This window comes from Azospirillum sp. A26, from assembly GCF_042604635.1.
Classification (GTDB): domain Bacteria; phylum Pseudomonadota; class Alphaproteobacteria; order Azospirillales; family Azospirillaceae; genus Azospirillum; species Azospirillum palustre.
Genome location: NZ_CP170478.1, coordinates 90137 through 108009, shown reverse-complemented (window position 1 = coordinate 108009; position 17873 = coordinate 90137). Strand labels below are relative to the sequence as shown.

Annotated in this window: 13 protein-coding genes and 5 pseudogenes; 11 read left to right on the top strand and 7 right to left on the bottom strand. The window is 61.5% G+C overall.

What is annotated here, in order from left to right:
* Window positions 1-212: 212 nt before the first annotated feature.
* The 3 genes and pseudogenes from ABNQ39_RS36485 to ABNQ39_RS36475 form a co-directional block, all read left to right on the top strand.
* Window positions 213-320: pseudogene (locus ABNQ39_RS36485) on the top strand (DUF1353 domain-containing protein); the annotation flags it as partial.
* Window positions 301-669, top strand: a complete 369-nt coding sequence (locus tag ABNQ39_RS36480; RefSeq protein WP_376968068.1) for a DUF1353 domain-containing protein — start codon at window positions 301-303, stop codon at window positions 667-669. The pseudogene ABNQ39_RS36485 and the gene ABNQ39_RS36480, both read left to right, overlap by 20 nt.
* Window positions 670-1001: 332 nt before the next feature.
* A complete protein-coding gene (locus ABNQ39_RS36475; protein ID WP_376967717.1) occupies window positions 1002-1712 on the top strand; it encodes a hypothetical protein in 711 nt (236 codons plus the stop codon).
* 32 nt (window positions 1713-1744) lie between these two features.
* Here the strand turns inward: ABNQ39_RS36475 and ABNQ39_RS36470 are convergent, their stop codons facing one another.
* Window positions 1745-3091, bottom strand: coding sequence for an IS701 family transposase (locus tag ABNQ39_RS36470; protein ID WP_376967715.1), 1347 nt, complete (start codon window positions 3089-3091; stop codon window positions 1745-1747).
* 57 nt (window positions 3092-3148) lie between these two features.
* On the opposite strand from ABNQ39_RS36470, the gene ABNQ39_RS36465 reads away from it, so the two are divergent.
* The gene (locus tag ABNQ39_RS36465; RefSeq protein ID WP_376967713.1) at window positions 3149-3430 is read left to right on the top strand and encodes a hypothetical protein; all 282 of its coding nucleotides are present in this window, start codon (window positions 3149-3151) and stop codon (window positions 3428-3430) included.
* 32 nt (window positions 3431-3462) lie between these two features.
* Here ABNQ39_RS36465 and ABNQ39_RS36460 read toward each other — a convergent pair.
* A pseudogene (locus tag ABNQ39_RS36460) lies at window positions 3463-3780 on the bottom strand (transposase); the annotation flags it as partial.
* Window positions 3781-4175: 395 nt separating this feature from the next.
* Here ABNQ39_RS36460 and ABNQ39_RS36455 point away from each other — a divergent pair.
* Window positions 4176-4715: a TRAP transporter small permease subunit gene (locus ABNQ39_RS36455; protein ID WP_376967712.1), complete on the top strand. Its 540-nt coding sequence runs from the start codon at window positions 4176-4178 to the stop codon at window positions 4713-4715.
* On the top strand, window positions 4712-6163 hold the full coding sequence (locus ABNQ39_RS36450) for a TRAP transporter large permease (RefSeq protein ID WP_376967710.1): 1452 nt from the start codon (window positions 4712-4714) through the stop codon (window positions 6161-6163). The genes ABNQ39_RS36455 and ABNQ39_RS36450 overlap by 4 nt, the downstream gene beginning before the upstream one ends.
* Window positions 6164-6199: 36 nt before the next feature.
* Here ABNQ39_RS36450 and ABNQ39_RS36445 read toward each other — a convergent pair whose 3' ends face one another.
* The gene (locus ABNQ39_RS36445; RefSeq protein WP_376967708.1) at window positions 6200-6580 is read right to left on the bottom strand and encodes a hypothetical protein; all 381 of its coding nucleotides are present in this window, start codon (window positions 6578-6580) and stop codon (window positions 6200-6202) included.
* A 230-nt stretch (window positions 6581-6810) separates the two neighbouring features.
* Between ABNQ39_RS36445 and ABNQ39_RS36440 the strand changes: the two genes are divergently transcribed.
* The gene (locus ABNQ39_RS36440; RefSeq protein WP_376967706.1) at window positions 6811-6993 is read left to right on the top strand and encodes a hypothetical protein; all 183 of its coding nucleotides are present in this window, start codon (window positions 6811-6813) and stop codon (window positions 6991-6993) included.
* 25 nt (window positions 6994-7018) lie between these two features.
* On the opposite strand, the gene ABNQ39_RS36435 is transcribed toward ABNQ39_RS36440, so the two are convergent.
* On the bottom strand, window positions 7019-7411 hold the full coding sequence (locus ABNQ39_RS36435; protein ID WP_376967704.1) for a response regulator: 393 nt from the start codon (window positions 7409-7411) through the stop codon (window positions 7019-7021).
* Window positions 7412-8056: 645 nt separating this feature from the next.
* On the opposite strand from ABNQ39_RS36435, the gene ABNQ39_RS36430 reads away from it, so the two are divergent.
* The 4 genes and pseudogenes from ABNQ39_RS36430 (at window position 8057) to ABNQ39_RS36415 (ending at window position 14466) form a co-directional block, all read left to right on the top strand.
* Complete coding sequence (locus ABNQ39_RS36430; protein WP_376967702.1) at window positions 8057-8245, top strand: type II toxin-antitoxin system ParD family antitoxin; 189 nt, start codon at window positions 8057-8059, stop codon at window positions 8243-8245.
* Window positions 8235-10664, top strand: a complete 2430-nt coding sequence (locus ABNQ39_RS36425; RefSeq protein WP_376967700.1) for a PAS domain-containing protein — start codon at window positions 8235-8237, stop codon at window positions 10662-10664. The genes ABNQ39_RS36430 and ABNQ39_RS36425 overlap by 11 nt, the downstream gene beginning before the upstream one ends.
* A gap of 279 nt (window positions 10665-10943) precedes the next feature.
* Window positions 10944-11466: pseudogene (locus ABNQ39_RS36420) on the top strand (recombinase family protein).
* Window positions 11466-14466: pseudogene (locus ABNQ39_RS36415) on the top strand (Tn3 family transposase). Before ABNQ39_RS36420 ends, ABNQ39_RS36415 begins: the two co-directional pseudogenes overlap by 1 nt.
* Before the next feature lie 65 nt (window positions 14467-14531).
* Here the strand turns inward: ABNQ39_RS36415 and ABNQ39_RS36410 are convergent.
* The 3 genes and pseudogenes from ABNQ39_RS36410 to ABNQ39_RS36400 all read right to left on the bottom strand — a co-directional run.
* A pseudogene (locus tag ABNQ39_RS36410) lies at window positions 14532-15113 on the bottom strand (IS5 family transposase); the annotation flags it as partial.
* Between the two features lie 99 nt (window positions 15114-15212).
* A complete protein-coding gene (pgi, locus tag ABNQ39_RS36405; protein ID WP_376967698.1) occupies window positions 15213-16877 on the bottom strand; it encodes a glucose-6-phosphate isomerase in 1665 nt (554 codons plus the stop codon).
* Window positions 16874-17854 (bottom strand): carbohydrate kinase family protein, encoded by a 981-nt coding sequence (locus ABNQ39_RS36400; protein ID WP_376967696.1) that lies wholly within the window; start codon window positions 17852-17854, stop codon window positions 16874-16876. The genes pgi and ABNQ39_RS36400 overlap by 4 nt, the downstream gene beginning before the upstream one ends.
* Between the last annotated feature and the right edge of the window lie 19 nt (window positions 17855-17873).

Below are 17873 nucleotides of genomic sequence, written 5' to 3'. Positions count from 1 at the left end.
CCGCGCGAAGGACATCATGATGGACGCGAACTCGCCGGCGCAAACTGACGACGTCGTCCAGTAAAGGAGAAATTCATATGGATCGCATGTTGGTCACGGTTGTCAGCGTGGCTGTAGGGAGTGTTGGTGTATTGGCTGGCCTTTACAGACACCCACCTACAAAGGATTTTGCTGACGGCTGGCATGTAGTTTTGTAGGATACTCCGTATGAAAACCCAATAACAGGGGAAATATTAGTTGTTCCTGCAGGGTTCGTCACCGATTACGCAAGCACGCCTATGTTTTTTTGGGTACAAGTATATTGCATATACGCCTTATAACTACGCAGCAATATTACATGATTATCTTTATTGGACACATGCTTGTAGTCAGGATAACGCAGATCGACTTTATTACGAAATAATGAAAAGAACATCCGTTGGATGGGTTACCAGAAATATACATTATGGTGTTTTATGGGGTGTCGGTAAACGGGCATATGATGCCAGTGAACAAGAACAAAAAGAGGGGTTCTCAAGATTTGTTTACTTATCAGATCTAAATGACATAAAGATAAACAATACTTGTGCTTATTTCCGTGATAAGATTCGTCGAAGAGGACAGCAACCAGACGCATTACGGACATTTGAGGAAAAGATACGCCGATTCCCAATTTCTGAAAAGACTTAGCAATGCGTTAGGTGATGGTGATCGCAAGGAATGATTGTCCAAGAAGGGAGCAAATATACCGTCATGCTGAGAAATACCTCATATTCGGCAATCGCTGGCGTAGTTGGCGCGTCCCTCGCACTGCTGCTCACCACGTCTGGCGTTTGGGTTCCCGATATGCCCGGTGTGGCGGTTGTCCTGGCGGGTGCGTTTGCGGCTGCTATTACCTTCGGTTGGCGAGCTGGCGCTCGACACTGAGCATCATCTGGAAAAGGAGACTCTGATGCTGATGCCATCAAAAAACGCCTCGGGAAATTACGTGCCATCAACAATCGGTTGTCATGGGGTTAAAAATGACGGCAAGCGGTGACTTATCAGAAATCATTCTTAACGATGCTCTCTCTGACTTTCAAAAGCAGAACCTAGGCATTGCTGACCTGGAACGGGGATATGTAGGCCTTCAACTGAAGGCAATTATGGAACAATATGTCTTGATAGGTCTGCACACACAGGTGGAATTTGAATTAGCAATTAAAGAGCTTGAGGTTGCGAAACTAATAGATACGGGGCCATACGTTCCTTACGAGAACGATCCCGGATCGTCCGTCTTGCTTTTTGGAGGCAGTAGTAAGAGAGAGTATATTTTTCTCACTGAAAAAGGCTACAAAGCCGCTAGCATCGCAAGAAGGCCAAAAATTGCACCAATCGCGGCACACAGCGTTCATATCTCGAGGGGCGTATTTCATCAATCCCCCTTGGGTATTGGAACGAACATCCGACAAGACGTGAATTACACCGATCTCTCCATAACTGACTTCCAACGCTTGGCGTCCGAGTTGTCATTGTTGTGCAGCGCGGTCTTACCGCATGCCACCGCTCCGGAACACATAGCCGCAATCGGTCGGCTGGCCGAGGCGCAAATGGCAGCCCAAGCGAACGATGCACCAAAGGTCCAGCAAGCACTATCATCTGTTGGCCAAGCTGGAAAGTGGCTCCTGTCAACCGCTGAGAAAATTGGCGTCGGTCTGGCTGCTGCTGCATTGAAGACGCACCTCGGCCTGTAAACTTGATTCCATCTAAGCTGGACTTTGCGCATTTACGCCGGGAGGCAGACGGCATGAATGAGGCGGTTGAGGATAGGGTCCGGGGGTTTCACGATCTCCGCGTGGGAAGCTGATGCTGAGAAAGTCATTTCACGCCAGAGTTGGAGGCGTATGGCGGCGAGTGCATCACTGAAGGTTGGCTCAGCTTTGCGGTACCACAGCGCGGCCCGTGGTTTGATCGCTGCCCTCGCTGCAATGTCGTTGGCCCACAGCGTGACGAGCGAGAACAGCCCGAGCAGGGCCGGAGTGGTGCGGGCGATGGCTTGGTCTGCCCATTGCCGCTGGGTCTCAACCCCCAGGTGACGGCGTACTTCGGCGAAGGTCCCGTCGACGGCCCAGCGCCGAACAAACCAGCGCAGCACATCGAGTGGATCAGCCTGGAGGTCGGTGCAGAGAAAGCCCTGTGGCTCGAAGCCGCCCTGCACGTCGCGCACCAGCACCCATCGGATCGGAACCTGTTTGCCCGGATGATACCACAAGGCTGTGCCAGAGCTGATCTCCAGTTGCCGGTCCCCGCCGCCGTACCAGCCGTTCACCCGAACGCAGCGCCACGAGGTTCCTGCATCCTCAAGGCGTTGTGCCAAGGACGGCAACCGGGAGCCCGATACCCGCGGGCGCCCTATCGTTCCTGGAGATCGTAGCGGAGCTGGTTCGAACAAGCGGGCATCCAGGCGCAAGCGGGTGACGACGGTGAGATGGGCACGCAGATCGCTGAGCAACTCGATAGCCGCGTAGCTGCTGTCGGCAACGACGATCAGCTGGCGATCGGGCACCCAGCGCCTGACCTGGAGCAGAAGCTGGCGTGCCCAGTCGGTGAGCTTCTTATGCCGACGTCCGGTTTCCCGGGCAAACCGCTCCGACGGCGCCAAAGCGCTGAGGAACGGCAGTGCCCAGACCCGTCCGGCCCAGGAGATCGGCACCAGAAGCATGACCACAATCCAGCGCAGGCCGCTGGCTTTGACGAAGTGTCCATGGCTGGAGCGTACGGGGTCTCGATAGATGCCGCGCGCCTTGATCTTGGAACCCCAGCGCCGCTCGATCGTCTCGTCGATGCCGATGACCACCGGGCCCTGCGGCACGAAGGTGGCGATCAGGAGCGTGAACAGACGCTGGGCGACAGCGCGACCAGACCAGCGGTTCCGATTGAGCACACGGTGGAAATTGGCGAAGTTGCCGGTTTCGCGCCGTCCCATGATGCTCAATGCTGCCGTCACGGTGCGCCGTCCAGGGGTGAGAAGCGCTCCGGCAACCAGCACCAGGACATGGCGCCAGGTTGGCCGGGTGAACAGCGCCACAAAAGGCGCCATCCAGCGCTCGAGACTGTCTGGAACCGGAGACATGACAGGGCTCCGCTGGTTGGAACCCTTGGGTAACCCGGCTGGAACGGGAGGATCACGATGGGCGTGGACGCTATGCTTGAGCACATCCAGGGCTTCAATTTCGCCCGAGGCGGCGGTGTGATCGTGCGCAAGGTCGCGCGCGGTTACACGCTCCTCAGCGAGCGCACTGGCGCCCCCATCGTCAGGTTCCGACCCATCGGTGACGGTGACAAGGTGAAGGTGCTCTGGTGGAACGGCGAAAGTTGGGGGGCATCAGGCCCCCTCGGCGTCGCCACCATGCCGCTCTTCCAAGCCCTCGATTACGTCGCCAATGAGCCGGACTTCTGGATCCACGCCTGATCCCAACACAACAAAATTGGCCAAAGTCCAGGCTCACGGTCGATCATCAACGCCACGTCGTGGATCGTCTGGAACAGCAAGCGCCGCAGGAGATGCCGGAACCACCAATACACCGTCTGCCACGGTGGAAAATCCTTCGGTAAAAGCCGCCAGCCACAGCCCGTCCGGGCCAAGTAGCGCAAAGCGTTCAGGACTTCCCGAAGGTCAACAGACCTTGGACGGCCGGTGTCGGCCTTCTGCGGCATCAGCGGTTCGATCAAAGACCATTCCTCATCGGTCAGGTTCGTCAAATACCGCTTCGTCTGCTTCTCGATCCTGGCCATCCGGCTGCGCGTCGCTTCGGTCCACATCCGAAGCTTGAATCACATCACGCTTTCAGCGCCAACATTTTTCGTACGGTCTCTGAAGCGAATTGATACGCCCAACAATGTTGGGAGATAGAAGCGATCTGATTGCTAGAGAAGCGCCGGCATCTCCATTTAAGGTTGCATGACGACCCCGTAGATTTGTTCATGCGTCAGGCAATTATATTACGACACAAGCAGAAATGTGGATTGTACGTAGCTCCAACGTATGGGGTTCCTCTCCCTGCCCATTTGGTATACCCATCAGGAATATTCGCGTACTGGATTTCTGGCATCTTCTGCGCCTTCAACCAGTCATGCCGCGAGTGGATGCGGATGTTCGCGACCTTTGAAGTCAACAAAACGGGAGACACCTCTCTCCCGAGCAATGGGGGGATGCGGTGAGACGCCTTCTCGCTTTAAGCCGAGATATAGACTGGTTTAACGAACGCTTGGGCTACATTGCCAATTGGTTCGTCTTTGCCGCTTGCATGATCAGCGCCGGCAATGCCGTGGTGCGATACACATTCAATTATAGCTCCAATGCCTGGCTTGAGATCCAATGGTACCTGTTCGGTGCTATGTTCATGCTGGGTGCCTCTTATACCTTGAAAGTAAACGGGCACGTCCGGGTCGATCTCGTCTATGGCCATGTCGGGCCAAGAGCCAAGCTCTGGATCGACGTGTTCGGCACCATTCTTTTCCTGTTGCCAATGACGATCATCATCGGCTGGCTGTCCTGGTCGATGTTCTTTTCATCTTTGACCTCGATGGAATATTCCAGCAATGCCGGTGGCTTGATCCGTTGGCCGATCAAGTTCTGCCTCCCCTTCGGCTTTCTGATGCTGACCGCCCAGGGATTGTCCGAGCTGATCAAACGGATCGCGGCATTGCGCGGCGACGCGGACCTCGTCCAATCCTATGAGAGGCCCGTGCAATGATCCCCATGGACATGATGGCCCCCCTGATGTTCGGCGGGCTGGTGGTTTTCCTGCTGTTCGGTTATCCCGTCGCCTTCTCTCTCGGTGCGGTTGGCCTGTTCTTCGGCTTCATCGGCATCGAGCAGGGATTCTTCCAGACTTCGCTGCTACAGGCCCTTCCCGAACGGGTCTACGGCATCATGGGCAACGATCTGCTGCTGGCCATTCCGTTCTTCACCTTCATGGGAGCGATCCTGGAGCGTTGCGGATTGGCCGAGGATCTGCTCGACAGTATGGGGCAGTTGTTCGGACCGATCCGCGGCGGCCTTGCCTACGCCGTGATCCTGGTTGGAGCTGTTCTCGGTGCGATCACCGGGACCGTCGCCGCGTCGGTGATCGCCATGGGCATGATCTCGCTGCCGATCATGATCCGGTACGGCTACAATATGCGGCTGGCCACCGGCGTCATTGCGGCGTCGGGAACGATCACGCAGCTCATCCCGCCGTCACTGGTGCTGGTGGTGCTGGGCGACCAGCTTGGCAAGTCGGTCGGCGACATGTATGCCGGCGCGATCGGCCCGTCGATTGTCCAGGTCCTGCTGTTCTGCGCCTACATCGCCGTGCTCAGCATCGTGCGGCCGAACGACATGCCGGCACTACCGCCGGAGTTCCGCACCCTGCGCGGCTGGCCGCTGATCTGGAAATGCCTGTGGGGGATGGTTCCCTCACTCGTGCTGATCTTCCTTGTGCTCGGCACCATCCTGATGGGGTTAGCCACGCCGACGGAAGGCGGCGCGATGGGAGCGGTCGGCGCCATGGTCCTGGCGGCGATGCACCGGCGCCTGAGCTGGCAGTTGCTGTGGCAGGGGATGTCCTCCACCATGGTAATCTCGACCATGGTCGTGTTCATCCTGGTGGGATCGACGGTGTTCGGTCTGGTGTTCCGCGGCGTGAACGGCGACCTGTGGATCGAGCATCTGTTGACCGGGCTACCGGGCGGCGCCGTCGGCTTCCTGATCTTCGTCAACATCTTCGTGTTCGTCCTGGCGTTCTTCCTCGATTTCTTCGAGATCGCCTTCATCATCATTCCGCTTCTGGCACCGGTGGCTCAAAAGCTGGGCATCGATCTCGTGTGGTTCGGCGTGTTGCTCGGGGTGAACATGCAGACCTCCTTCATGCACCCGCCCTTCGGCTTCGCCCTGTTCTATCTGCGCGGCATTGCCCCGCCGGAGGTGAAGAGCCGCGACATCTATTGGGGCGCCATACCCTGGGTCGGCTTGCAGCTCATCATGGTGGGAATCGTGATCGCCCTCCCCTCGCTGGTGACGAGCTTCCTGGACGCCGAACCGAACATCGATCTCAACACGATCAGGATCGAGATCCCGCTGAGTGAAGACAATGCGCCTCCGCCCTTCCCGGATCAGGAAAGCAGTCCGAACGACGATCTGATGAAACAACTCCAGAAGTGAATAGCCACGGCTGCCAGTATGGCAGCCGTGCTTTTTCTACTCGAGAGAACTCCATGCCTCACAGTGGAATGAATCGAGCTGGAGACGATGGAGGGACCGAACCCTGCGCCCACCTACCGTCACTTGAGTCCCTACCGACTCGTCCAGGCGCTCGGCTACCTCTGCCAAGGTCAGGTCGAGCTTCTCCTCGATCCAGTCCAGGATGAGGTCCCGGTGCTCGTCGATCCGATGCGAGCGGACATTGCCACCGCGCTTGTCCGGGCTCAGGTCGCCGCGCGGTCGTGCACGGGCAACCCAGCGGATCGCCAGCCCGCCGGTATCAGCTTTCGCTACCTCGATGCAACAGCGTCCCAGCACATCGTCCGGGATGTCAACGCCAGCATACTGGCGCAACGTGGCGCCAGTGGTGGCGGCCACAACGCCAGCGAGGCCAGAGGCCCAGACCTAACGAGCCGGGCTCAGGGAAGCCATGATGATTGCCCTTCCTTTTGGGCACGAAAAAGCCCGCTACCTGAATGGCGCGGGCAGATGGATTGTCAGGTGGATCGGGTGGGCGCATGCTGACCGGCAGCAGGGAGGTCAGCATGCCCAAGCCACAGTATAGCAGCCGGACCGCCGCGTAGGGGTACCTGACACAGGACCAGGTCATGTGCCTGCTGACGGCAGATCCAGACACAGGGGAAGTTCGCGCGCCCGGCGCCGAGATCCCGCCGGACTGGCTGCTGGAAGAGTACCAAGACTTGGGGCTGGTGACGCCGGGCGAGAAGCCGGGCGTCTGGAAACTCAGTCCGGACGGGTGGGATGCGCGGGTTGCGCTGCTGTCCGAATGAGGTGGTCAGCCGGCGTCGAAGCTGGTCAAGAAATGTCTTTCGCTTCAAAGATCGCTCGCAATGCCATGAGCAAGGCGTTAGCGGGTATGGGTTTGTGCAATAGAACGGTCATACCGGGGGCGTCGCCTATAAGGTCCCTCACCCCGCCAGCAGGAGGATCGGCCGTCACAACGATAATTGGCAGGCATGGCCATTCAGCGCGCAGTTCTCGGATCATACGTCGGCCATCGCATACAGGCATTTTGAGGTCGGTTACTACCACATCAAACGGTGATGCGGCAAATGCCCTTAGTCCGTCTTTCCCGTTGTAGGCGCAGGTCACGGAATAGCCGACGGCTTCACATGTTTCGGCAAGTCCCAACAAGACAAGACCATCATCTTCTACAATTAAGATCCGAAAATGTTGTGAAATCATCATGGTATCCGTGATCCATGGTTGAGAACGAACGCGAGGCCATCGTCACGGCCATAATTTGCGAAATTCAAAATGCGCTCAACTTGCGGTCAACCCGAATATGGTTCCTAATCGGATGTCGACGTGGCTGCATACGTTTTCACTTGAAGTCGCGGCCAGCCGACACCTGAGCTATATTGGGGAATGCCCATGCTTTATCCTGGGGTCGCAGCCAGTGGCGAACAGGCTATTCCCCACCCGTCCACCGTGATCCTCTTCGCCTAGATGTTTAGTCCCGGCATTTGATGGTGCATCCTACGTGCAGGAATTGAGGGATGCACTATGTGTAGCTGCTTGAGATCGTCGGCGGCCATGCTCGCTTTCATCGCCGAATCCTGCTCGAAATCGGTGAGAATGGGACGGGGGTTGTGCTCAGATTAACTGCGACTGTGCTCACAGTCGGTGCGACATGCTCACAATCATCCGGTCTTGCTCACATTCCGTGAGACGATGGCTGATCGGGGAAAAGGTCCAGCAGCTTCGCTGGTCCCTCAAGCAACATTCAATCGTCATTTCGGAAGAATCTAACACTCTTCCCCATTGGATGCTTTTGCTCTAGTCTATCTGACGGACATTGTCGTACAGTTGATCTTTGCAAAAGGTCGGCCCATGGCAAGACGCATCAGCCAAAGCATCTCCCTGACACGGGAGCTCGATTGTTTCATCCGGGCTGAGGTTGCCTCCGGCCGCTACCAGACGGCCAGCGAAGTGATCCGCGACGCTCTTCGCCGGCTTCAGGAGCAGGAAGGTCCTCATAGGGGCGATCCATCCATTCAAGGTGAAGGACATGACCGCTGACGGAGAGCGCGTCTCGAAAGTTTGGCCGGTCGGCGGCGGTGTGATGGGCGAACTCATCCGGACCTTCAATTGGTCCTGTACACCTCTTGGTCCAACAGACGGGTGGCCGGCGGCTTTGCGCGTCGTCGTGGATCTGGTGCTGAGCTCTCCTATGGCCATGGCCGTTCTGTGGAGCCCCGACCTTCTGGTGATCGGCAATGATACCTGCCGCGAAATTGCCGCGGCCAGGCATCCCGGTTGCCTGGGGCGCCCGCTATGCGAGGTTTGGCCGGATGCCTGGCGGAGCAACTCGGCCGTCCTCGGGGCCGTCCTGCGCGGCGAAGCCCGCAGCATCCTCGACCAAAGGCTGACCGTTCAACGGCACGGCCTGCTGGAGGAGGCTTGGTTCGATCTGACCTATACCCCGGTTCGCGATGAGACCGGAAGCGTCGCCGGCATTCTGGCGATAGCGGCTGAAGTCACGGAGCGTCACCGCGTCGAAGCGGAAAACCGGCGGGCGGCTCAGGATCTACAGCGCAAGCGCGAATTGCTGGAAACGACCTTCGCGCAAAGTTTCGGGAGCGTCGCTCTGATCCGCGGCTCGGATCTCGCCGTCCTTCTGGCCAACTCCGCGTACCGGACCATGAGCCTTGGCAGTGGGCCGGCTGGTCTGCCGGCTCATGAAGTCTGGCCCGACGCCATACCGCAGTTCAAGGAGATCTGCCGGCGGATGCTGGAGACCGGCGAACCCTACGTGAGTGACGACGAACGGATCACGCTCCAGCATGATGAGGCCGGGCAGGGCCCGGCTTGGTTCAACTGGCGGCTGAGCCGTGTGATCCTGCCCCGTGGCGAGGGGTGGGGCCTTCTGCTCACGAGTTGGGAAACCACCCAACGGCGACGTGCGGAAAGCGCCCTTCGCGAGAGCGAGGCCCGCCTTCGGGCTTTGGTGGAGGCGACCTCCTATGCCGTTTACCGGGCGAGCCCCGATTGGGCCGAGGTCTTCCTGCTCTCCGGTGGCGGCTTTCTTGCAGCACCACAGGAGTTGAGCCGGACTTGGTTGGACGATAACATCCATCCCGACGACCGCTCTTTGGTTGAGAAGGCAGTCCGAGAGGCCATCGACACCCGGAGCGTTTTTGCGCTGGAGCATCGGGCTCGCCGGAGCGACGGCACGTTCGGATGGACACTCTCGCGGGCGGTGCCTCTGCTGGACGCCAATGGCGAAATCATCGAATGGTTCGGCGCAGCCAGCGATGTGACGGAGAGCCGTCTGGCGAAAGAGAACATTCAGAATGCAAAGCACGATGCCGAACGAGCGCGCGAGGCTGCTGAACAGGCAGCCCGGAGCAAATCGCGTTTCCTGGCGGCGGCCAGCCATGACCTGCGGCAACCCTTGCAAGCGTTGTTCCTGTTCCTGGAGGTTGTCAAACCACATATCAGTGCAGAGGGACAGGGCACATTCGGGCATTTGTCAGCTGGGCTGAACACGTTGCGCGAGTTGCTGGACAGCTTGCTGAATATCTCTCGCCTGGACGCTCAGATTGTCCGGCCGGCCATCGAGGACTTTGCCATAGGGGAAGTGATCGAACCGATCGCCAACGCCTACGCGCCGGTGGCTGCTGCCAAGGGCCTGGAGCTTCGCGTGTTTCATGGAAACGAGATGGTGCGCAGCGATCGTACTCTGCTGGGACAGATGGTCCGCAACCTGATCGAGAATGCCCTACGCTATACCGAACAGGGGTACGTCTCGATCACGTGTGCGAAGGCGGTCGGCGCCCTGCGCATCGACGTTGGAGACAGCGGAATCGGTATTCCAGCCGAGCATCTGGATTTGATATGGGAAGAGTTTCACCAAGTCGGCAACCCGGAACGGGACCGCAGCCAGGGACTGGGATTGGGCCTCGCCATCGTGAACCGTCTTTCGGAACTGCTCAACCACGCGGTGGAGGTTCGCTCGACGCCAGGGGCAGGGTCGGTGTTTTCCATTGAGATACCCTTCGGCTGCGATGCATTGCCCCCGGTTGCTAACCCGGTTGCCAACCCGGTCGCCGCCGTAGCAGAGGGCGGTGGGCTTGCCGTGCTGGTGGACGACGACACCATCGTGCTGCTGGGATTGACCGCGATCTTCGAACACTGGGGGTATGAGGTCCTGGCCGCCGATTCCCTTGACCTAGTGCTGGACATGCTGAAGGCAGATGGCCGGGTGCCGGATGTCATTCTTGCCGACTATCGCCTGCGTGCCGGGCAGGTCGGCATTGAAGTAATCTTCAACATACGGGATATCTACGGATCTGATATTCCCGGACTTCTTCTGACGGGCGAGACCGATGATGAGGTCAGCGGGAGGGCGGCTGCGCATGGCCTTGTCATCGTCCATAAGCCAGCGACGTCGCAAGGGCTGCGCACGGCCCTGCAGACCATCGCGCAACAGAAGTGATTTCGGACGGTTGGAAACACTTCTGTCCTCCAGGCTATGGAGGCGTCGTGGCGGTTTGCTCCCTGATCATCGGCGAAGGCCACACTCCCTCCAACCTCACCAAGTGTAGGCAAGGGGCGGGGGTGTATCTCTGTGGTATACCCATACGATGCGGAAACGTGAGACGATCCTCAGCGGCTCATTTGCATGGATTTCGTGTGAGCGAGACGTTACCGTTTGCTGGTTTAGAGGCAAATGAGACGATTCATGGCGGTCTAAGGCTACGCCCGCGCCTCCAAGCTGGATCAGGACGTTGTGATCCAAGAGGAGACGCTTCGCCATTTCGGGTGCGAGGTCATACGCTCGGAGAAGGCGAGTGGCACGACCCGCGCCGGCCGGTCGGAACTCGCTTTGCTCCTCCAGCTCCTCCGCCCCGGTGAAACGCTGCTGGTAACCCGCGTCGATCGCTTGGCGCGATCGATCAGGGACCTCCAGGACATCGTGCACGAGCTGCGCGCCAAGGGCGTGGCACTGAAGGCGACCGAACAGCCCATCGACACTTCAACCTCGGCCAGCAGGGCATTTCTCGACATGCTCGGCGTGTTCGCCGAATTCGAAACCAACCTACGCCGGGAGCGGCAGATGGAGGGCATCGCGCGCCAAGGCCAAGGGGGTTTACAAGGGCCGCAAGCCGTCGATCAACCCGGCGGAGGTCTGGCGCTTGCGGACCGAAGAGAAGCTGGGACCAACCGCCATCGCCCAGCGGCTCGGGATCGGGCGTGCATCCGTCTATCGAGCCCTCGCCGGCACCGATCGAACCTGATGCCGGTCAGCTTTCTCACCCCGGAACAGGAAGGGCGGTACAGCCAGTTTCCGGCCGATATGTCCGCCGAGTAGCTGGCCCGGTCTTTCCACCTCGATGATGCGGATCGCGCGTTCATATTGGCGCACCGCGGCCCCCACATGCGGCTCGGTTGCGCCGTTCAACTCGGCACGGTGCGGTTTCTCGGAACGTTTCTTGAAGATCCATGCAAGGTACCGCCGGGCGTGGTCGGCTTCCTTGGCGACCAACTTGGCGTGCCCGTCAACGGAGCGCTCGACGCATACCGGGCCAGTCAATGGCGTTGGCGACACCCGGTTGAGATCCGCAAACGCTATGGCTACCGCGATTTTTCGAATTCCGCCGCGCAACGGCGCCTCCAGCGTTGGCTTTACGCACTGTGCTGGATGGGGACCGACCGGCCGACGGCCCTGTTCGACCAAGCGACGGCTTGGCTGGTAACGCACAAGGTGCTGATGCCGGGGGCGAGCGTGCTCGAACGGACCGTCGCGCAGGTGCGGTCCCGTGCCAATAGCCGCCTGTGGCGCCCGCTGGCCGCCCGGATCACGTCCGAGCAGAAGGCACAGCTCGACGCCATACTGGTGGTGCCGGAGGGGGAGCGACAGAGCCCAATGGACCGGCTCCGCTCGGGACCGACCCTGCAAAGCATCAATGAATTGGTGCGCGCGATCGAGCGCCTCGACGAGGTGCGGCACCTCGTGGCTGGTCTGCCGCTCACCAACCATCTGCCGAAAAACCGCATCCTGGCTTTGGCGCGGTTCGCCGGCGTCGCCAAGGCCCAGGCGGTTGCCCGGTTGCCGGACGAGCGCCGCGCCGCCACCCTGCTGGCGTTTCTCCGGGCGCTGGAGGCAAGCGCGCAGGACGATGTGCTCGACCTGTTCGACCTGCTCGTCACCCGAATGTTCGTCGATGCTGTCCGCAAGGGCCGGGAGGCGCGGTTGCGCAGCCTGGGCGACCTCGACGCCGCCGCGCGCACCCTGAGCAGGGTCTGTGCTGTGGTGCTCGACGATGCTGTCGGCGATGCCGATCTGCGAGCCGCGGTCTTCGCGGCCGTCCCGCAAGCTGCCCTGGAAGCCGCCGTAGCACAGGTGGACGGCTTGACCAAGCCGCCGGACAATCCCTATTTCGACGAGTTGCTGGCGCAGCACCGCCGTATCCGGCGTTTCCTGCCACATTTCGTGCGCGTGGTCGGTCTGGGCGCCATGCCGACCGGACCCGGTACTGAAGGCCCTGCAGCACCTCCGAACAGTTGAGGACGGCGGCGCCCGCGGTGCGCCGTGGCCCACGGAGTTCGTGCCGAAGTCTTGGGAACGCCGGGTAACCCGGAACAGCGTTCTCGATCGGCGCGCCTGGACCCTCTGTCTGGTCGATCGACTGCGCGGCGCGCTTCGGCGCCGTGACGTGTTCGCGACGCCGAGTCTGCGCTTCGCCGATCCCCGCATCGGCCTGCTCGACGGCGACGCTTGGGAGGCTGCACGGCCAACCGTCTGCCACACGCTGGGAAAGTCGCAGAATGCGGGCGAAGAGATCGGTCAACTGACCGAGCGGCTCGATCAGGCGTTCCGAACGGTGACCGACAACCTTCCTCAAACTGCCGGCATCCGCCTCGAACGGAATGGCACCGACGAGGAACTGATTCTGACCGGCCTCGACCGCCTCGACGAGCCGGCCAGCCTCGTCGCTCTGCGGGACGCCGTGACAGCGCGCCTGCCGCGTGTCGATCTACTGGAATTGCTACTGGAAATTGATGCTCGGACCGGCTTCGCTGGCGCCTTCACCCATGCCAGCGAAGCTGAGGCGCGGGCGCAGGACCTGCCGACGACGCTGTGTGCATGCTGCTGGCCGAGGCGTGCAACACCGGCCTGGAACCGCTGGTGCGCCCGGACCTGCCGGCGCTCCGGCGGTCGCGCCCGAGCTGGATTCGGCAGAATTCTCTGCGGGCAGAAACCCTGTCCCTGGCCAATGCCCGCCTTGTCGCCGCCCAGAACGGCATCGACTTGGCGTGGCGGTGGGGCGGCGGCGATGTCGCCTCCGCCGACGGGCTACGCTTCGTGGTACCGGTGCGCCCTATCCACGCCGGCCCCCAACCCGAAGTACTTCGGCTCAGAACGCGGCGTCACCTACTATAACCTCGTGTCCGACCAGTTCACCGGCCTGAACACCATCACCGTGCCCGGCAGCCTGCGCGACAGCCTGGTGCTGCTGAGCGTCGTGCTCGAACAGGAAACGGAATTCGAGCCAACCGAGATCATGACCGACACCGGCGCCTACACGGACGTGATCTTCGGCATCTTCTGGCTGCTCGGCTACCAGTTCAGCCCGCGGATCGCCGATGTCGGCCGCGCCCGGTTCTGGCGGGCTGATCCGGCGGCCGACTACGGCCCCCTCGACAAGCTGGCCGCGCACAAGGTGAGGACGGGCCTCATCGCCGAGCATTGGGACGATCTGTTGCGCCTGGCTGGCTGGCTCAAGCTGGGCCTTGTGCAGGCCGGCGGGCTGATGCGGACTCTCCAGACGAACGACCGGCCAACCCGGATGGCACGGGCGCTGGAGGAACTGGGCCCGATCATCAAGACGCTCTATCTGCTGGCCTACATCGACGACGAAGCCTATCGCCGCCGCATCCTCACCCAGCTCAACCATGGTGAGGGCCGCCACCAACTCGCCCGTGTCGTCTTCCATGGCAAGCAGGGCGAACTGCGTCAGCGCTACCGGGAAGGGCAGGAGGACCAGCTCGGCGCCCTCGGTCTGGTCGTCAACGCCATCATCCTGTGGAACAGGATTTACATGGACGCCGCGCTTGACCAACTGCGAATGGAAGGTTTCGACGTTCGTAACGAGGACGTGGCCCGCCTGTCGCCGCTCGCCCATGAGCAGATCAACATGCTCGGCCGTTACGCCTTCACCCTGCCCGAGCCGGTCGCTCGGGGTGAACTGCGGCCACTGCGCAGTCCGGTGGCCTTGGCCTATGAGGACGCCTGAATGGTAACGCCGTCAGCCAGCATCCGCCGCGGCCTTACCTAGGTTTTCTGTTTCGCTACAACTTTGATCTGGTCGAGCAGCGGGCCGACCAGCGAGGCATCGCCGTCCTGCATGGTCGTCAGCTCCGAGGCGAGGATGTCGCCGGTATCAGGATCGACCGCCAGGTGGAGCTTTCTCCAGCTCCGGCGCGCCTGGCCTCCATGCTTTTCCAGGTGCCACTCGCCTTTCCCGAACACCTTCAGCCCGGTCGAATCGATCACCACGTTGACTGGCCGGTCCGTCCTGGAAAGCGCTGACACGACCTCCAGATTGGCGCCACGCCGGGAGAAGGTCGTGTGATTGGGAACCGGCAGGTCCAGGCCGAGCAGGCGCATGAGCGAGCTCAACAAATCTTCGGTCTGCCGCCATGGCCGACCGAACGCCAGACACAGCATCAGCCCGGCTTTGATCGCCACGTGCGAGTAGCGGGAAGGCCGCCTACGCCGCCCCGTGGCGGGCGGCGTCCACACGGCGATCGTCTCCGGCGTCACCCAAAGCGTCAGATCGCCACGCCGACGCAGCGCCGCATCGTAGGCAGCTCAGTTCTCCACACGGCACCGGGCCTTTGGGATCTCATGGCGGCGGGGCTCATTGACCTTGTACGGCATCAGCGGCTCGACTTCAGCGGGACGCCTCTGTCCCGCTCGCCCTCCCGACCACCACCAGTCCGGGCTTTGTGCACCAACGTCCGCGGAAGCTGGACGGGATCACCCACCGGCTTGCCGGTGTGCCTGCCACCACGCCATCAGTCCGGTGGTGGAGCTATCATGTGCCCCCTCAGCCGGCCCGCTCTCCATCTTCGGCAGGATGGAGTTGGCCAACTGCTTGCCCAACTCCACGCCCCACTGGTCGAAGCTGTTGATGTCCCAGACGATGCCCTGGACGAAGACCTTGTGCTCGTACAGTGCGATCAGGGCGCCCAGCGTCGCGGGGGTCAGGCTTTCCATCAGGATGGTGTTGGACGGGCGGTTGCCGGGGAAGACGCGGTGGGGGACCAGCGCCTCCACCTCATCCGCCGGCTTGCCGGCCTTGGCCATCTCGGCCCGCACCTCGTCGGCTGTCTTGCCGCGCATCAGCGCCTCGGCCTGGGCGAAGACGTTGGACAGCAGGATGCGGTGATGGGCGCCGGCCTCGGCCCCGATCGGGTTGTGGGTGGTTGCCGCCGCCACGAAGTCGCAGGGGATCAGCGAGGTGCCCTGGTGGATCAGCTGGTAGAAGGCGTGCTGGCCGTTGGTGCCGGGCTCGCCGAACAGCACCGGGCCGGTCTGGTAGTCCACCGGCTCGCCGCCTCGGGTCACCGACTTGCCGTTGCTCTCCATGTCCAGCTGCTGGAGATAGGCGGGGAAGCGGTGCAGATACTGGTCGTAGGGCAGCACCGCGTAGGACGAGGCGTCCCAGAAATTGCGGTGCCAGACGCCCAGCAGGGCCAGCAGCACCGGCATGTTGCGCTCAAGCGGCGCGTTCTGGAAATGCTCGTCCATCGCATGGGCGCCGGCCAGCATCTCGGCGAAGCGCTCCGGGCCGATGGCGATCATGATCGGCAGGCCGATGGCCGACCACAGCGAATAGCGGCCGCCGACCCAGTCCCAGAAGCCGAACATGTTGGCCGGGTCGATGCCGAACCTGCGCACCTCCGCCTCGTTGGTGGAGACGGCGACGAAATGCTTGGCGACATGCGCCTCGTCCTGCGCGGTCTCCAGGAACCAGCGGCGGGCGGAATGGGCGTTGGTCAGCGTCTCCTGCGTCGTGAAGGTCTTGGAGGCGATGACGAACAAAGTCGTCTCCGGGTCCAGCCACTTCAGCTGTTCGGCCAGATGGGTGCCATCGACGTTGGAGACGTAATGCAGCGCCACATGGGCGTGGGCGAAGGGCTTCAGCGCCTCCGTCGCCATGACGGGGCCGAGGTCGGAGCCGCCGATGCCGATGTTCACCACGTCGGTGATCGGCTGGCCGGTGTAGCCGCGCCACTCGCCGTCGCGCACCGAATTGGCGAAGGCATCCATCCGCTCCAGCGCCGCGCGCACCCCCGGCATCACGTCGCGGCCATCGACGGTGACGGCGCGGTCGGAGCGGTTGCGGAGCGCCGTGTGCAGGACCGCGCGCTTTTCCGTCAGGTTGATCGGCTTGCCGCCGAACATGCGGGCACGCGCCCCCTCGACATCCTGCTGGCGGGCGAGATCGAGCAGCAGGCGGACCGTGTCCTGGGTGATGCGGTTCTTCGAATAGTCGAGGAACAGCCCGGCCGCCTCCGTCGAAAAGGCTTTGAACCGGCCGGGATCGGCGGCGAACAGGTCACGCATGTGCGTGCCGGCCATGTCCTGGCGGTGTTGGGCGAGAGCAGCCCAGGCGGGGGAACGGGTCAGCGCGGTCATGATGCGTTGGACTCCTTGATGTCAGCGGTCCTTTGACGCGGCTTGACAAGCTGGGAAAGTTCGGCAGCACGGGGAAGATCGGCACCACGCCGCGAACAGGTAATTGCCGCGGCGGTGGCGGCCCTTTCGATGATCGGACGCAAATCGGCGAGGTCGAGGGTGCCGATCGCAGTGCGCGAGAGAAAGCCTTGGCTGGCGAGGCCATCGAGGAGGGCCGCCTGGAAGGTGTCGCCGGCACCGATCGTGTCGACGACGCTCACCGCCGGGCTGGGAACATGAATGACCTCTCCTGCGATCGCCGCGAAGGCACCATCGGGACCGGCGGTGACGACGGCGATTCTGGGTCCGAGCTGCGACCATGCGCTGACGGTCCTGGTGAGGTCGGCATCGCTGTACAGCCAATCGACATCCTCGGCGCTGGCCTTGAGAATGTCGACGAACGGAAGCAGCCGATTGAAGCGGGCGACGGTGGCGTCCCGGTCGGGAGTGACGGTCGGCCGCATGTTGGGATCGAACGAGATGACGCTTTGCATCCGTCGCGCCGCGACGAAATCAGCCAAGGTCTTCCCCGTCGGATCCAGGAAGGCGGCGACCGACCCGAAATGAATGGCGGGAAAACAGGCTTCCGCCATTGGCAGATCGCCTTCGGTCATCGCGAAGTCGGCGGCGCCGGCAAGGAAGAAGGTGTAGTCGGGGACACCCCGGTCGTCGAGCGCGGCCAGGACCAATGACGAGGGCCTGTCCGACCGGCGGGTGAAGCGGAGATTGACGCCCTCGCGACCCAGGGCAGCCGTGATCCGCATTCCAAGCCGGTCGCCCGACAGCGCGCCGAGGAAGGCGACGGGCTGTCCGAGCCGTGCCAGCCCGACGGAAACGTTGAGCGGTGATCCGCCAATGACCGGCTCGAAGACGTGACCGCCATCGGAATGGTGGCGCTCGACGAGATCGATGACGGCTTCCCCTGCGACCAGAATCATTGTTGTTCTCCTTGAGCGC

Bases quoted from the DNA above. Each gene is read 5' to 3' on its own strand.
- ABNQ39_RS36475 (WP_376967717.1), top strand. From the start codon at position 1,002: ATGACGGCAAGCGGTGACTTATCAGAAATCATTCTTAACGATGCTCTC.
- ABNQ39_RS36470 (WP_376967715.1), bottom strand. From the start codon at position 3,091: ATGTCTCCGGTTCCAGACAGTCTCGAGCGCTGGATGGCGCCTTTTGTG.
- ABNQ39_RS36465 (WP_376967713.1), top strand. From the start codon at position 3,149: ATGGGCGTGGACGCTATGCTTGAGCACATCCAGGGCTTCAATTTCGCC.
- ABNQ39_RS36450 (WP_376967710.1), top strand. From the start codon at position 4,712: ATGATCCCCATGGACATGATGGCCCCCCTGATGTTCGGCGGGCTGGTG.
- ABNQ39_RS36440 (WP_376967706.1), top strand. From the start codon at position 6,811: ATGTGCCTGCTGACGGCAGATCCAGACACAGGGGAAGTTCGCGCGCCC.
- ABNQ39_RS36435 (WP_376967704.1), bottom strand. From the start codon at position 7,411: ATGATGATTTCACAACATTTTCGGATCTTAATTGTAGAAGATGATGGT.
- ABNQ39_RS36430 (WP_376967702.1), top strand. From the start codon at position 8,057: ATGGCAAGACGCATCAGCCAAAGCATCTCCCTGACACGGGAGCTCGAT.
- ABNQ39_RS36425 (WP_376967700.1), top strand. From the start codon at position 8,235: ATGACCGCTGACGGAGAGCGCGTCTCGAAAGTTTGGCCGGTCGGCGGC.
- pgi (WP_376967698.1), bottom strand. From the start codon at position 16,877: ATGACCGCGCTGACCCGTTCCCCCGCCTGGGCTGCTCTCGCCCAACAC.
- ABNQ39_RS36400 (WP_376967696.1), bottom strand. From the start codon at position 17,854: ATGATTCTGGTCGCAGGGGAAGCCGTCATCGATCTCGTCGAGCGCCAC.